The following is a 14,922-nucleotide window of genomic DNA, read 5'->3' as shown; positions in this document are numbered from 1 at the left end:
TGGCTCAGGCAGCCGCATTCGCCCTCTGGTTTTTATCCATTGAGCGATCGGGATAAAATAAAGAGCAGACAGACTACTTATGCAAAGTCTCCACGGGCCTGTACAGCTGACGGTAGTACGCCAGTCTTTCGAGAAACATCTCTGCTTTTTCTTCGGGGATATCGGTAGGAACCCGATCCGAACGCGACCGTTTGTTCAGATACTCCATGAACGCCTGGCTTGAAGCCATAAAGTCCACTGCTTTATCAATAAGTTGTGGAACATTTTCTCCGATCTTTCTCATCGTGCGCTCCTTCTCTTAAAAACCCTCTTATAAGAATGGATACTTAATCAAAAGCCCGTTGAGGAAAACGTGCGCATTTTGCGTAGAAATTTTAGAAAATGTGGCTTGGAGGAGAAATTACAAAAATAATCATAACAATCAAATTATTATGAAAATAATAAACCTATTGTCACGCAAAGAAACTACCGCATTTTGTATAATTAACTACCAGAAATGAGCGACAACGCGCATACTAGAAGCTATTACGCCTATTTTGTTATCAGATATCAGCAAGATGAAAGAAATCGAAAAAAATGAAATTAAGCGCCTGAGCGACCTGCTCGACGCTATTCGCCACCAGCAGGCAGCCCTGTCCCTGGTTGAAAGCGCAGAAAAATATGCCGAGCTGGAAGCAGAAAAAGCTAAGCTCGAAACTGAAATCGCGCGCCTGCGCGAAGTCCATACCCAGAAGCTGAGCAAAGAAGCGCAGAAGCTGGTCAAAATGGGTTTCAGCCGCCCTATCACGAAAAAAGAACAGGCCGACATGGGCAAGCTGAAGAAAAGCGTGCGCGGTCTGGTTGTTGTTCACCCAATGACGGCGCTAGGCCGTGAAATGGGTCTGCAGGTCATGACCGGGTTCGCAAAGAGCGAATTCTGATGCGACCCCCCTGAACCTTCTCCCGCCCGGGGGAAGGTTTTGTTCTACGCCTTCCATTGCTACCCCTCTGAATTGGCCCAACCAATTTCACAACCAAATTGCTATTGGTTCACAATTCCATCATTAAACATCACATTCGCATTGCTAACGCATAACATTTAGTTAACCATTCATTGTCATTAACCCTACACCACCCTATTGGCAGGGCCAATTTTACACAAACTGTGACGCAGAGATGAGCACAGACTCACCGCCGAGCAGCGCGTATGGCCCCCTGGAGACCTGCATGAGCCTCTGGCAACAAAACTACGATCCGGCCGGGAATATCTGGCTATCGAGCCTGATCGCATCGCTCCCGATCCTGTTCTTCTTCTTCGCGCTGATTAAGCTCAAGCTGAAAGGCTATGTGGCGGCTAGCTGGACAGTCGCTATCGCCCTGGGCGTCGCGCTGCTGTTCTATAAGATGCCCGTCGATCGCGCGCTGGCGTCGGTGGTTTACGGCTTCTTCTACGGCCTGTGGCCGATTGCCTGGATTATTATCGCTGCCGTTTTCGTCTACAAAATTTCGGTGAAAACCGGGCAGTTCGATATTATTCGTGCGTCGATTCTTTCGATCACCCCGGACCAGCGTTTGCAGATGCTGATTGTCGGTTTCTCCTTCGGGGCCTTCCTCGAAGGGGCGGCGGGCTTCGGCGCACCGGTGGCGATTACCGCAGCGCTGTTGGTCGGCCTGGGCTTTAACCCACTGTATGCCGCAGGGCTATGTCTGATTGTCAACACCGCGCCGGTCGCCTTTGGCGCGATGGGTATTCCGATTCTGGTTGCCGGTCAGGTTACCGGGCTGGACAGCTTCCACATTGGCCAGATGGTCGGCCGCCAGCTACCGTTCCTGACCATTATCGTGCTGTTCTGGATCATGGCGATTATGGACGGCTGGCGCGGTATCAAAGAGACCTGGCCTGCGGTTATGGTGGCGGGAGGATCGTTCGCTATCGCCCAGTACCTCAGCTCCAACTTCCTCGGCCCAGAGCTGCCGGACATCATCTCCTCGCTGGTGTCGCTGGTGTGCCTGACGCTGTTCCTCAAGCGCTGGCAGCCGGTACGCATTTTCCGCTTTGCCGACATGGGCGCGTCACAGGTCGATATGAATCTGGCACGCACCGGTTATACCGCCGGCCAGGTTATCCGCGCCTGGTCACCGTTCCTGTTCCTGACCGCGACCGTTACGCTGTGGAGCATTCCGCCGTTTAAAGCGCTGTTCGCCCCGGGCGGCGCAATGTACGATCTGGTGATCAACATCTCGGTACCGTTCCTCGACAAAATGGTTGCGCGCATGCCACCGGTTGTTAGCCAGGCGACCGCCTACGCGGCGGTGTATAAGTTCGACTGGCTATCTGCCACCGGCACCGCAATTCTGTTTGCCGCCCTGCTGTCTATTGTCTGGCTGCGCATGAAGCCAAAAGATGCCATCAGCACCTTCGGCTCCACGCTGAAAGAGCTGGCGTTACCGATTTACTCCATCGGTATGGTGTTGGCGTTCGCTTTTATCTCGAACTATTCCGGCCTGTCATCGACGCTGGCACTGGCGCTGGCGCATACCGGCCATGCCTTTACCTTCTTCTCACCGTTCCTGGGTTGGCTTGGCGTGTTCCTGACCGGTTCAGACACCTCTTCCAACGCCCTGTTCGCCGCGCTTCAGGCCACCGCCGCGCAGCAGATTGGGGTATCGGACGTGCTGCTGGTTGCCGCGAATACGACCGGCGGCGTCACCGGCAAGATGATTTCACCACAGTCCATCGCAATTGCCTGTGCGGCGGTGGGCCTGGTGGGTAAAGAGTCCGATCTGTTCCGCTTTACGGTCAAACACAGCCTGATTTTCACCTGTATGGTGGGCGTCATCACCACGCTGCAGGCTTATGTCTTAACCTGGATGATTCCGTGATAACACTGCCCAAACGTCTGTCAGACGATGTCGCCTGCCGCGTGCGGGCGCTGATTGAAGAACAACAGCTGGAGGCGGGCATGCGATTGCCCGCTGAACGCAAGCTGGCAAGCCAGCTCGGCGTGTCGCGCAACTCACTGCGCGAAGCGCTGGCGAAATTGGTTAGCGAAGGTTTGCTCCTGAGCCGCCGCGGCGGCGGCACCTTCGTGCGCTGGCAGCATGAGGGCTGGTCCGAACAAAATATTGTCCAGCCGCTGAGAACGCTGCTGGCCGATGATCCGGGCTACAGCTTCGATATTCTGGAAGCTCGCCACGCCATCGAAGCCAGCACCGCGTGGTACGCCGCGATGCGCGCCACCGATGCCGACAAAGAAAAAATCCGCCTCTGCTTTGAAGCCACCCAGAGCGACGACCCGGACCTTGCCTCACAGGCCGACGTGCGTTTCCACCTGGCAATTGCCGAGGCATCCCACAACGTGGTGCTGCTGCAAACCATGCGCGGATTTTTCGATCTGCTGCAATCTTCGGTTATCCAGAGCCGCGAACGCATGTATCTGGTGCCGCCGGTGTTTGCGAAATTGACCGAACAGCATCTGGCCATCCTCAACGCCATTACCCACGGTGACGCTGAAGGCGCTCGCCAGGCGATGATGGCGCATCTCGGGTTTGTCCACACCACGATTAAACGTTTTGACGAAGACCTGGCCCGCCAGGCGCGGCTCACCCGCCTGCCCGACGACCACACTGATATTTCCAGGGAGAAAAAAGCATGATTATTTCCGCCGCGAGTGACTATCGCGCTGCTGCCCAGCGCATTCTGCCGCCGTTTCTGTTCCACTACATCGACGGCGGCGCCTACGCCGAGCACACCCTGCGCCGTAACGTAGAAGACCTGTCCGACGTGGCCCTGCGCCAGCGCGTGCTGAAGAATATGTCTGACCTGAGCCTGGAAACCACGTTGTTTAAAGAGCAGCTGTCGATGCCGGTGGCGCTGGCACCGGTTGGGCTGTGCGGCATGTACGCCCGTCGCGGTGAGGTGCAGGCCGCCGCCGCCGCCGATGCTAAAGGTATTCCGTTTACCCTTTCCACCGTGTCAGTCTGCCCGATTGAAGAGGTCGCACCGACCATTAAGCGCCCGATGTGGTTCCAGCTGTACGTCCTGCGCGATCGCGGCTTTATGCGCAACGCGCTGGAGCGCGCCAAAGCGGCGGGCTGCTCAACGCTGGTCTTTACCGTTGATATGCCGACGCCGGGCGCGCGCTACCGCGATGCCCACTCCGGTATGAGCGGCCCGAACGCTGCGATGCGCCGCTACTGGCAGGCCGCCACCCATCCGCAGTGGGCGTGGGATGTGGGCCTGAATGGTCGCCCACACGACTTAGGCAATATTTCCACCTACCTCGGCAAACCAACCGGGCTGGAAGATTACATCGGCTGGCTGGCGAATAACTTCGATCCGTCCATTTCGTGGAAAGACCTGGAATGGATCCGCGAATTCTGGGATGGCCCGATGGTGATCAAAGGGATCCTCGATCCGGAAGATGCCCGCGACGCGGTGCGCTTCGGCGCCGACGGGATTGTGGTTTCGAACCACGGTGGCCGTCAGCTTGACGGCGTACTCTCCTCCGCCCGCGCGCTGCCGGCAATTGCTGACGCAGTAAAAGGCGATATTACGATCCTTGCCGATAGCGGCATTCGTAACGGTCTGGACGTGGTGCGCATGATTGCGCTGGGCGCAGATAGCGTGCTGCTGGGACGTGCATATTTGTATGCGCTGGCGACTCACGGCCAGGCGGGTGTGGCTAACCTGCTGAATCTGGTTGAGAAAGAGATGAAGGTGGCGATGACGCTGACCGGAGCGAAAACCATTAAGGATATTAGCGGTGATTCGCTGGTGCAACAGGCGGACGTGGCGCAGACGTTCCGTGCGATTCAGCGCGGCGACGCGGCGTAGCACGCTCTGGCTGTTCAGCAATGTAGGCCGGATAAGGCGTTTACGCCGCCATCCGGCAACGTGCTCAATATTGCCTGATGGCGCTACGCTTATCAGTCCTACAGGATGAGGGTGACTGCGTTTTCTGCTATCCTGCCCCCCGCAATCCAAGGGGGCAGCATGCTTAACATCGTTTTATTCGAACCAGAAATCCCACCCAATACCGGTAATATCATCCGCCTGTGCGCCAATACCGGTTTCAATCTCCATATCATCGAACCAATGGGCTTTGCTTGGGACGATAAGCGCCTGCGTCGCGCCGGGCTGGATTACCATGAGTTTACCGCCGTTCAGCGCCATGCCGACTATGCGGCGTTTCTCGAAAGCGCCAAACCGCAGCGGCTGTTTGCCCTCACGACCAAAGGCACGCCTGCGCACAGCGCGGTGAGCTATCAGGACGGTGATTTTCTGATGTTTGGCCCAGAAACGCGCGGGCTGCCCGCGACCATTCTGGACGCGCTGCCGCCCGAGCAAAAAATTCGTATTCCTATGATGCCGGACAGCCGCAGCATGAACCTGTCGAACGCGGTGTCGGTGGTGGTGTATGAAGCATGGCGCCAGTTGGGGTATCCGGGCGCGGTATTACGGAGCTGATAGATTGCCGGATGGCGGCTCCGCCTTATCCGGCCTACGTCTGGCAACGTGAATGCCGTTAAATCCCGTCGCCGTACTCAAATCCGTGATTGATACCGTTAAAGTGTTGGTCCATATCCATCGCCGGTTTATCTGACTCCGGCTTGCCGACGATGCGCGCCGGAACACCTGCAGCCGTGGTATGCGGCGGAACGGGTTGTAAAACCACGGAGCCCGCGCCAATCTTCGCGCCGCGCCCCACTTCGATGTTGCCGAGAATTTTAGCACCCGCGCCAATCATGACGCCTTCGCGAATTTTCGGGTGACGGTCGCCGCTGGTTTTCCCGGTCCCCCCCAGGGTAACGGATTGCAGGATGGAGACATCGTTTTCAATGACCGCCGTTTCGCCCACCACGATGCCGGTCGCGTGGTCAAGCATGATGCCGCGGCCAATCTTCGCCGCCGGGTGGATGTCCACCTGGAACGATACCGACACCTGGTTTTGCAGGAAAATCGCCAGCGCGCGACGCCCTTGCCCCCACAGCCAATGGCCGATGCGATAGGCTTGTAACGCGTGGAAGCCTTTCAGGTACAGCAGCGGCGTTGAATATTTGTCGACCGCCGGGTCGCGGGTGCGAACGGCCTGAATATCACAGGCGGCGGAGGCGATCATTTCCGGATCGGCGGCGTAGGCTTCTTCCACCACTTCGCGAATAGCGATAGCAGGCATAATGGGTGAAGCCAGTTTATTCGCCAGCATATAGCTTAATGCGCTGCCAAGATTTTCATGTTTGAGTAGCGTGGCGTGATAGAAACTGGCGAGCATTGGCTCACAGTCGGCCAGAGCCCTGGCTTCCGCTTTAATGTTGTTCCAGACAATTTCCAGTTCTTCACACGACATTGCATACTCCAGACGTATTGGAACGATCGGCCAGTCTCTGCTAGCCGGATCGTCGGGATGACAAAGGTTTCCTGCGATTAGTTGCCGCTATGCTCATCCTTGCGTGCACGACCTAACAAGGTCAATGCTGCCTCGCGCGCACTTTTTCCGCAATATAATACCTGATAAATTTCCTCGGTTATTGGCATTTCGACACCTACACGGTGCGCCAACTCGCGGACTTCTTTGGTATTACGGTAACCCTCGACCACCTGGCCAATAGCGTCCTGCGCTTCCTGCACCTGCGCCCCTTTCCCCAGCGCCATACCGAAACGACGGTTACGCGACTGGTTGTCGGTACAGGTCAGCACTAAGTCTCCCAGCCCCGCCATGCCCATAAAGGTCACCGGGTCAGCGCCCAGCGCCACGCCCAGGCGTGACATTTCGGTCAACCCACGGGTAATCAGCGCCGTACGCGCGTTCGCGCCAAAGCCGATGCCGTCGGAGATACCCGCGCCAATCGCAATCACGTTTTTCACCGCACCGCCTAGCTGGACGCCGATGAAGTCAGGATTACTGTAAACGCGGAAACTTTTGCCACAGTGCAGCAACTGCTGTAAATCGTCGGCAAAGGTCGGGTCGGTGGCCGCCAGTGAAATCGCCGTTGGCAGACCTGCCGCCAGTTCTTTAGCGAACGTCGGGCCAGAGATCACCGCCAGCGGGATTTCATCACCCAGCGCTTCGCGCGCCACATCCTGCAGCAGACGACCGGTTTCTGCTTCCAGCCCTTTTGTCGCCCAGACCAGGCGCGCATCAGGACGAAGCAACGGTTTCATCTGACGAAGTACGTCGCCGAACACGTGGCTTGGCACCACCACCAGAATATCGCGGCTGGCAGCCAGCGCGGCCGCAAGGTCGCTTTCCAGGTGCAGCGTATCGGGGAACGGAACGTCGGGAAGGAATGCCGCGTTGCAGCGATCGTGCTGCAAGGTTGCGACATGCTTGGGATCGTGGCCCCACAGTACAACCGGGTGGCCGTTTCTTGCCACGGTGATGGCAAGAGCGGTGCCGTACGAGCCGGCACCGATCACAGTCATTGAAGCATTAAGTGCGTTCATCAGGCATCCTGATGTTGTTCTGCACCTTCGCCAGACTGCTGTTGCAGATAGTTCATGAACAGCGCATCAAAGTTAACCGGCGCAAGGTTCAGCTGTGGGAAGGTCCCACGGGAAACCAGGCTGGTGATGCATTCACGCGCATACGGGAACAGGATGTTCGGGCAGTAGGCACCCAGGCAATGAGCCATCTGGGTTCCTTCGATACCTTCGATAGAGAAGATACCCGCCTGCTGAGTTTCGCACAGGAACGCAGTTTCTTCGCCCAGCGTCGCCGTTACGGTGACACGCAGCACCACTTCATACACGCCTTCAGCCAGCTGGTTGGAAGCGGTATCAAGATCAAGTTTAACCTCTGGCTGCCAATCTTTCTGGAAAACATGCGGTGCATTCGGCGCTTCGAAGGAAACGTCTTTGGTGTAGATGCGCTGAATCTGGAAAGCCATTTCTGCGTTGTTTTGTTCTGACATGTGTAAAAACCCTTTCGTGTTGTCCTTAAAAAAAGCGGTACGCTTCACGCCCGCCGAAGTCAGGCGTGAACGCTTCGCAAAGCATTAGCGCAGCAGGGGATCAAGTCCACCACGCGCATCAAGCGCATACAAGTCGTCGCAGCCGCCAATGTGCTGTGCATCAATAAAAATCTGCGGCACCGTGGTGCGGCCGCTGCGCTGAATCATCTCTTCACGCTTTTCCGCGTTGCCGTCGATAGGCAGTTCCTGGAAGGTGACGCCTTTTTCAGACAGCAGCGCTTTTGCACGGTGGCAATAAGGGCACGTCGCTTTGGTGTAAATCTCAATCTTCGCCATGACAGCTCTCCTGACTTTACCCGAGAAATCTTATTTGCCGCGAACCAGCGGCAGGTTTTCACCACTCCAGCCAGCAATACCTTCTTTCAGTACGAAAACTTTTTCAAAACCCGCTTTCAGCAGCGCGTTGGCAGACTCGCTCGCCTGCATACCGGAGCCATCGGCAACGATAATCGGTTTGTCTTTGTGCTTTTCCAGCTCGCCGACGTTGTTGGCTTTGATTTCGCTCGCCAGCAGATTCACAGAACCGGCAATGTGGCCTTTACGGAAATCGTCGCGCTGGCGCAGGTCAACGACCACGGCGTCTTCTTTGTTAATCAGGCGCGTCGCTTCGCCACGGTTGATGACCTTAACTTTCGACATCAGCCCTTTAAAGGTGGTGAACAGCACGGCCGCCAGCAGCGCGATCCACGCGATGCTCAGGACAGGGTGACGACCAACAAATTGCATAATCTCTTGCATGGGGGGTAACAGCTCCCGACGTGTAATGTTTAAAAACCAGGGAAGGAGTATACCTGCGGCGTGGCGCAAATACAGCCAGCGCGCGCGATGTAATGCGTTTTCTGCGGAGTGCCACGGAAAAAAGGGCGAAAATGTGCGTATTTCCTCGTGCATCTCCCCGCTTTCTTTGATCTCTCATTGTTATTTTATCGATTCAGCTGTAGTAAAATTACGCAAATTTTCTGTCTTTAGAGCATGAGGTTGTCGCAATGTCGGTTTCTAAAAAACCTATGGTACTGGTGATCCTGGATGGCTACGGCTACCGCGAAGAGCAGCAGGATAACGCTATTTTCAGTGCAAAAACCCCGGTAATGGATGCGCTGTGGGCAAAACGTCCGCACACCCTGATTCACGCATCTGGCCTCGAAGTGGGCCTGCCGGACGGTCAGATGGGTAACTCCGAAGTGGGTCACGTTAACCTGGGCGCAGGTCGTATCGTGTATCAGGACCTGACCCGTCTTGACGTGGAAATCAAAGATCGCCAGTTCTTCGCTAACCCGGTGCTGTCCGGCGCGGTAGACAAAGCGGTTGCCGCCGGTAAAGCGGTACACATCATGGGCCTGCTGTCCGCCGGTGGCGTTCACAGCCACGAAGATCACATCATGGCAATGGTAGAGCTGGCCGCTGAACGCGGTGCAGAAAAAATCTACCTGCACGCGTTCCTCGACGGTCGCGACACCCCACCGCGCAGCGCCAACAGCTCCCTGCAGAAGTTTGAAGAGAAATTTGCCGCGCTGGGCAAAGGCCGCGTCGCCTCCATCATTGGTCGTTACTATGCGATGGACCGTGACAACCGTTGGGATCGCGTTGAACAAGCTTACAACCTGCTGGTTGAAGCCAAAGGCGAGTTCCAGGCTGACACCGCGGTTGCCGCATTGGAAGCAGCCTACGCTCGCGATGAAAACGATGAATTCGTCAAAGCCACCGTTATCCGTGCAGCCGGCCAGGCCGATGCCGCAATGGAAGACGGCGATGCGCTGATCTTCATGAACTTCCGTGCTGACCGTGCGCGTGAAATCACCCGTGCATTCGTGAACGCTGACTTCGACGGCTTCAAACGCCACAAAGAAGTCAAACTGGGTGACTTCATCATGCTGACCGAATACGCAGCAGACATCAAAGCACCGTGCGCTTATCCACCAGCCTCCCTGGAAAATACTTTCGGTGAGTGGATGGCAAAGCATGACAAAACACAGCTGCGCATCTCCGAAACTGAAAAATATGCACACGTGACCTTCTTCTTTAACGGCGGCGTAGAAGAGCCGTTCAAAGGCGAAGATCGCATCCTGATCAACTCCCCGAAAGTGGCGACCTACGACCTGCAGCCGGAAATGAGCTCCGCTGAGCTGACCGAAAAACTGGTTGCCGCCATCGAAAGCGGTAAGTACGACACCATCATCTGTAACTACCCGAACGGCGATATGGTTGGCCATACCGGCGTGATGGAAGCTGCGGTGAAAGCGGTTGAAGCGCTGGATCACTGCCTGGATGAAGTGACTCGTGCGGTCGAGAAAGTCGGCGGCCAGCTGCTGGTTACCGCTGACCACGGCAACGCTGAGCAGATGCGTGACCCGGCTACCGGCCAGGCACACACCGCACACACCAGCCTGCCGGTTCCGCTGATCTACGTTGGCGACAAAACCGTCAAAGCGGTGGAAGGCGGCAAGCTTTCCGACCTCGCGCCGACCATGCTGTCGCTGATGGGCATGGAAATCCCGCAACAGATGACTGGTAAGCCGCTGTTCATCGTGGAATAATCCTTCCCCATGAGGGGAAAGGCGATTTATTCCATTAAATGGGCCGGGGCAACGCTTCGGTCCACGTTGTACGCCAGCGCACTCAGCGCTGGCGTATTGCTGTGCGCGGCATCCGCCCATGCGGACGACCGCTCGCAGCTGCAATCTATTCAGGCCGATATCGCCGCCAAAGAGCGCGCGGTACGCCAACAGCAGCAACAACGCGCTACCCTTCTCGCCCAGCTCAAAGCGCAGGAACAGGCCATTGCCGCCGCCGCGCGCCAGCTGCGCGAAACGCAGAACTCGCTGGCGCAGCTTAACGCGCAAATCGCCGAGATGAACGCCAATATTGCGAAGCTGGAAAAACAGCGCGCCATGCAGGAGCGTAACCTCGCAGCCCAGCTCGATGCCGCGTTTCGTCAGGGCGAACATACCGGTATTCAGCTCATTCTCAGCGGCGAAGAGAGCCAGCGCGGCCAGCGCCTTCAGGCCTATTTTGGCTACCTGAACCAGGCGCGCCAGGAAACTATCGCCGAACTCAAACAAACGCGCGAAGACGTCGCAGCGCAAAAATCCGAGCTGGAAGAGAAGCAGAGCCAGCAGCAAACGCTGCTTTATGAGCAAAAGGCGCAGCAGGCTAAGCTCGAAGCGGCGCGCAATGAACGTCAGAAAACAATCTCCGGGCTGGAATCTTCGATTCAGCAGGGCCAGCAGCAGCTCAGCGAGCTGCGGGCCAACGAATCCCGCCTGCGCAACAGCATTGCCCGTGCCGAAGCCGCTGCGAAAGCCCGCGCCGAACGCGAAGCCAAAGAGGCTGACGCGGTGCGCAACCGCCAGCAGGAGGCCACCCGTAAAGGTACCACCTATAAACCTTCCGAAAGCGAACGCTCGCTGATGGCGCGCACCGGCGGCCTGGGCGCACCGCGCGGCCAGGCGTACTGGCCGGTTCGCGGGACGACGCTGCATCGCTATGGCGAACAGCTGCAAGGTGAGCTACGTTGGAAGGGGATGGTCATCAGCGCATCGGAAGGGACCGAAGTCAAAGCCATTGCCGATGGGCGCGTCATCCTGGCCGATTGGCTACAGGGCTATGGTCTCGTGGTGGTCGTCGAGCACGGTAAAGGTGATATGAGCCTTTACGGTTATAACCAGAGCGCGCTGGTCAGCGTCGGCACTCAGGTCCGCGCCGGGCAGCCCATCGCCCTGGTGGGCAACAGCGGCGGTCAGGGCCGACCATCGCTCTATTTCGAAATTCGCCGCCAGGGTCAGGCGGTCAATCCACTGCCGTGGTTGGGAAGATAAGTTTTGCTTCAATTTCGTCAGGTTGTACTACTTGGTGCGCTGGCATTAACCGCACCAGGCTATGCCGGTAAGCTCGCTATTGTTATCGATGACTTCGGTTATCGCCCACAGCAGGAAAATCAAGTGCTGGCGATGCCGTCCACGATTTCCGTTGCGGTGCTCCCTAACGCGCCTCACGCCCGTGAAATGGCCACCAAGGCCCATAACGCAGGGCACGAGGTGCTGATTCACCTGCCGATGGCCCCCATCAGCAAGCAGCCGCTGGAAAAAGACACGCTGCGCCCGGATATGAGCAGCGATGAGATCGAGCGCATTATCCGTGAAGCGGTAGAGAAAGTGCCGTACGCCGAGGGCCTGAACAACCATATGGGCAGCGCCATGACCTCCAGCCTGTTCGGCATGCAGAAAGTGATGCAGGCGCTCAGCCGCTACAACCTTTACTTCCTCGACAGCATGACCATCGGCAACAGCCAGGCCATGCGCGCCGCCAACGGCACCGGCGTGAAGGTGATTAAACGCAGAGTGTTCCTCGACGATACCCAGAACGAAGCGGATATTCGCCGCCAGTTTAACCGGGCTATCGATCAGGCGCGCCGCAACGGTTCGGCCATTGCTATCGGCCACCCGCATCCCACCACCGTGCGCGTGCTGCAGCAAATGGTTTATAGCCTGCCGCCGGATATTACGCTGGTCCGCCCGAGCAGCCTGCTCAATGAACCGCAGACTGATACCTCTACGCCAAACCGGGGAATGCCGCCCTCCGTTGAGCCGACGTCACCGCGCAATCCGTTCCGCGGCGTGAAGCTCTGCAAGCCGAAGAAACCGCTGGAGCCGGTCTACGCCAGCCGCTTCTTCAAGGTGTTAAGCGAGAGCATCACCCACAGCACGCTGGTGCAGTATATGCAGCTGCAGTGGCAGGGGTGGCAGAACGGTTAGTCTTTCAGATCTAACGTCAGATGTGCCAGACGGCGTGGCGTCAGCGATTTATCGCGCCACTTATTGAAGCGAATGGCCCACAGCATGACCTGATACGCCAGTTTCACGCTGCAAATATTGCTTACCATCCGTTTAAACATGCCGGAGACTTCCGCTTCGGCAATCATCCGCTCGCGAATCTTTTGGTCCGGTTCTTTACGAATGCAGTGGCAGACGCGCAGCGCTTCGTAAATCACCTGCTGCTTAAACTCAGGATAAATCGGAATACGCCCGGCGTAGTCGCGGTTCATCTTGTCGAGCAGACGGGTAATTTTGATGTAATGGCGCTGGTAGATAAGGTTCTTCAGCCCGGTGCGCGGCAGGCGGCTGACGGACGCGCCGTGCAGGAAGTATTTATACAACGGCACTTCCGTATAACGCGCGCGTTTGGCGTTAAACATAAACTCGGTCGACCAGATGATATCCTGGTGATGCAGGCCGGGGATAAAGCTCAGCCCCGCATCACGGATGGTCTGATGGCGGTAAACGCCCATCCACACGACATGGCGCCAGCGGCGGCTGGCGAGCCCTTTACGTAGCCATTCCGGCCCGGTCATGACCTCCGTAGAACGAATCCGGTCGACGGGGATTGAAGCCCAGGTCTTGCCCGTCTCGGCAATACACCAGTCGGCGTTGCACTGCGCCACGTCCAGGTTATCCTTCAGCGCCATCGTCATCAGCGTTTCGTACATTTCCGGGTAGGCAATATCGTCGCCGTCAACGTAGGCAATGTATTCGCCTTTCGCCACCTTCATGCCGGTATTGCGCGCCGCCGAGACGCCCCCGTTACGCTGATGCAGCAGGTGAACATGCGGGTAGCGATCGACGTAAGACTGCGCCAACTCCGCTGAGTTATCCGTCGACCCATCGTTAACAATGATAATCTCGATGTTCTTCCAGGTTTGCGCGATCAGCGAATCCATACAGGCGATGAACGGTTCGCCCGTGTTGTAAAGCGGCATAATGACGCTCAGGAGACCGGGGGTATAGGTCATATAAAATCCTGCCAGACTGTGTAATTAACGGCAATTTTTAACATAGATAGCCATAAAAGGTCAGCGAAAGTTATTGCTGACTGCGCTGCGTAAGGGCAAAAAAATCCCCGGGTATTTAACGCTAATAAATACCCGGGGACAACTTACGTGAAGCCGATTAATCCCAGCTCAATACGACTTTACCGGACTGGCCGGAACGCATCGCATCAAAGCCTTTCTGGAAGTCATCAATGCCAAAGCGGTGGGTGATAATCGGGGACAGATCCAACCCGGACTGAATCAGCGCGGCCATCTTGTACCAGGTTTCGAACATTTCACGACCATAGATACCTTTAATAAACAGCCCCTTAAAGATAACTTTGGTCCAATCGATGGACATATCCGACGGAGGGATCCCCAGCATGGCAATGCGCCCACCGTGGTTCATGGTGTCGAGCATTGAGCGGAAGGCTGGCGGCGCGCCGGACATTTCCAGCCCCACGTCGAAGCCTTCGGTCATGCCCAACTCTGCCATGACGTCGTTGAGATTTTCTTTCGCGACGTTAACCGCGCGGGTAACGCCCATTTTGCGCGCCAGCTCCAGACGGTATTCATTCACGTCGGTAATAACCACGTTACGCGCGCCGACGTGTTTCGCCACCGCTGCGGCCATGACGCCGATCGGGCCCGCACCGGACACCAGCACATCCTCGCCAACCAGGTCGAAGGACAGCGCGGTGTGTACCGCGTTGCCGAATGGATCGAAGATGGAGGCCAGATCGTCGGAAATATTATCCGGAATTTTGAAGGCGTTGAACGCCGGGATCACCAGCTGTTCCGCAAAGCAGCCCTGACGGTTCACGCCGACGCCAATCGTGTTACGGCACAGGTGCGTACGACCCGCGCGACAGTTACGGCAGTGCCCGCAGGTGATGTGGCCTTCACCGGAGACGCGGTCACCGATCTTAAAGCCACGCACTTCCTGACCGATGCCGATCACTTCGCCAACGTATTCGTGCCCAACGACCATCGGTACCGGAATGGTCTTCTGCGACCATTCATCCCAGTTATAAATATGCACGTCGGTGCCGCAAATCGCGGTTTTGCGAATCTTAATCAGCAGGTCGTTATGGCCGAGCTCCGGTTCTGGAACGTCGGTCATCCAGATCCCTTCTTCCGCTTTCAGTTTGGATAACGCTTTCATC

General features: G+C 56.8%; 16 protein-coding genes. 8 read left to right on the top strand and 8 right to left on the bottom strand.

What is annotated here, in order from left to right; genetic code table 11:
• Positions 1-73: 73 nt before the first annotated feature.
• The gene (locus H7R76_RS01075) at positions 74-283 is read right to left on the bottom strand and encodes a hypothetical protein (protein WP_106924981.1); all 210 of its coding nucleotides are present in this window, start codon (positions 281-283) and stop codon (positions 74-76) included.
• Between the two features lie 274 nt (positions 284-557).
• Between H7R76_RS01075 and H7R76_RS01070 the strand changes: the two genes are divergently transcribed.
• The 5 genes from H7R76_RS01070 (at position 558) to trmL (ending at position 5,449) form a co-directional block, all read left to right on the top strand.
• Positions 558-920, top strand: a complete 363-nt coding sequence (locus tag H7R76_RS01070; RefSeq protein WP_182966768.1) for a YibL family ribosome-associated protein — start codon at positions 558-560, stop codon at positions 918-920.
• Between the two features lie 286 nt (positions 921-1,206).
• A complete protein-coding gene (lldP, locus tag H7R76_RS01065; protein WP_106924979.1) occupies positions 1,207-2,862 on the top strand; it encodes an L-lactate permease in 1,656 nt (551 codons plus the stop codon).
• Positions 2,859-3,635 carry a transcriptional regulator LldR gene (gene lldR, locus H7R76_RS01060; protein WP_182966766.1) on the top strand — a complete coding sequence of 259 codons (777 nt, stop codon included), beginning with the start codon at positions 2,859-2,861 and terminating at the stop codon, positions 3,633-3,635. Before lldP ends, lldR begins: the two co-directional genes overlap by 4 nt.
• Entirely contained in the window at positions 3,632-4,816 is a 1,185-nt protein-coding gene (gene lldD / locus H7R76_RS01055) for an FMN-dependent L-lactate dehydrogenase LldD (RefSeq protein ID WP_182929827.1), read from the top strand. Before lldR ends, lldD begins: the two co-directional genes overlap by 4 nt.
• A gap of 159 nt (positions 4,817-4,975) precedes the next feature.
• Complete coding sequence (gene trmL / locus H7R76_RS01050) at positions 4,976-5,449, top strand: tRNA (uridine(34)/cytosine(34)/5-carboxymethylaminomethyluridine(34)-2'-O)-methyltransferase TrmL (protein WP_106924976.1); 474 nt, start codon at positions 4,976-4,978, stop codon at positions 5,447-5,449.
• A 58-nt stretch (positions 5,450-5,507) separates the two neighbouring features.
• Here the strand turns inward: trmL and cysE are convergent, their stop codons facing one another.
• The 5 genes from cysE to H7R76_RS01025 form a co-directional block, all read right to left on the bottom strand.
• Entirely contained in the window at positions 5,508-6,329 is an 822-nt protein-coding gene (gene cysE, locus H7R76_RS01045) for a serine O-acetyltransferase (protein ID WP_035894708.1), read from the bottom strand.
• Positions 6,330-6,406: 77 nt separating this feature from the next.
• Positions 6,407-7,426 carry an NAD(P)H-dependent glycerol-3-phosphate dehydrogenase gene (gpsA, locus tag H7R76_RS01040; protein ID WP_182966764.1) on the bottom strand — a complete coding sequence of 340 codons (1,020 nt, stop codon included), beginning with the start codon at positions 7,424-7,426 and terminating at the stop codon, positions 6,407-6,409.
• On the bottom strand, positions 7,426-7,893 hold the full coding sequence (gene secB / locus H7R76_RS01035) for a protein-export chaperone SecB (protein WP_106924974.1): 468 nt from the start codon (positions 7,891-7,893) through the stop codon (positions 7,426-7,428). Before secB ends, gpsA begins: the two co-directional genes overlap by 1 nt.
• A gap of 84 nt (positions 7,894-7,977) precedes the next feature.
• Positions 7,978-8,229, bottom strand: coding sequence for a glutaredoxin 3 (gene grxC / locus H7R76_RS01030; protein WP_106924973.1), 252 nt, complete (start codon positions 8,227-8,229; stop codon positions 7,978-7,980).
• A 30-nt stretch (positions 8,230-8,259) separates the two neighbouring features.
• A complete protein-coding gene (locus tag H7R76_RS01025; protein WP_106924972.1) occupies positions 8,260-8,691 on the bottom strand; it encodes a rhodanese-like domain-containing protein in 432 nt (143 codons plus the stop codon).
• Between the two features lie 248 nt (positions 8,692-8,939).
• On the opposite strand from H7R76_RS01025, the gene gpmM reads away from it, so the two are divergent.
• From gpmM to H7R76_RS01010, 3 genes are read left to right on the top strand one after another with little or no spacing between them, the layout of a single operon-like run.
• Positions 8,940-10,487, top strand: coding sequence for a 2,3-bisphosphoglycerate-independent phosphoglycerate mutase (gene gpmM / locus H7R76_RS01020; protein ID WP_182966762.1), 1,548 nt, complete (start codon positions 8,940-8,942; stop codon positions 10,485-10,487).
• Between the two features lie 9 nt (positions 10,488-10,496).
• A complete protein-coding gene (gene envC / locus H7R76_RS01015; RefSeq protein ID WP_106924970.1) occupies positions 10,497-11,768 on the top strand; it encodes a murein hydrolase activator EnvC in 1,272 nt (423 codons plus the stop codon).
• Between the two features lie 3 nt (positions 11,769-11,771).
• On the top strand, positions 11,772-12,704 hold the full coding sequence (locus H7R76_RS01010; protein WP_182966760.1) for a divergent polysaccharide deacetylase family protein: 933 nt from the start codon (positions 11,772-11,774) through the stop codon (positions 12,702-12,704).
• Here the strand turns inward: H7R76_RS01010 and H7R76_RS01005 are convergent.
• Together H7R76_RS01005 and tdh are read right to left on the bottom strand one after the other, a co-directional pair.
• The gene (locus H7R76_RS01005) at positions 12,701-13,738 is read right to left on the bottom strand and encodes a glycosyltransferase (protein WP_106924968.1); all 1,038 of its coding nucleotides are present in this window, start codon (positions 13,736-13,738) and stop codon (positions 12,701-12,703) included. The two genes, H7R76_RS01010 and H7R76_RS01005, sit on opposite strands and share 4 nt — an antisense overlap.
• Positions 13,739-13,895: 157 nt before the next feature.
• Positions 13,896-14,921, bottom strand: a complete 1,026-nt coding sequence (gene tdh, locus H7R76_RS01000; protein WP_106924967.1) for an L-threonine 3-dehydrogenase — start codon at positions 14,919-14,921, stop codon at positions 13,896-13,898.
• Position 14,922: the final 1 nt, after the last annotated feature.

The sequence above is a fragment of the Klebsiella sp. WP8-S18-ESBL-06 genome, from assembly GCF_014169755.1.
GTDB classification, from domain to species: Bacteria; Pseudomonadota; Gammaproteobacteria; order Enterobacterales; family Enterobacteriaceae; genus Kluyvera; species Kluyvera ascorbata_B.
Note: the sequence above shows the minus strand (reverse complement) of the source record. Positions and strands in the feature narration are given on the sequence as shown.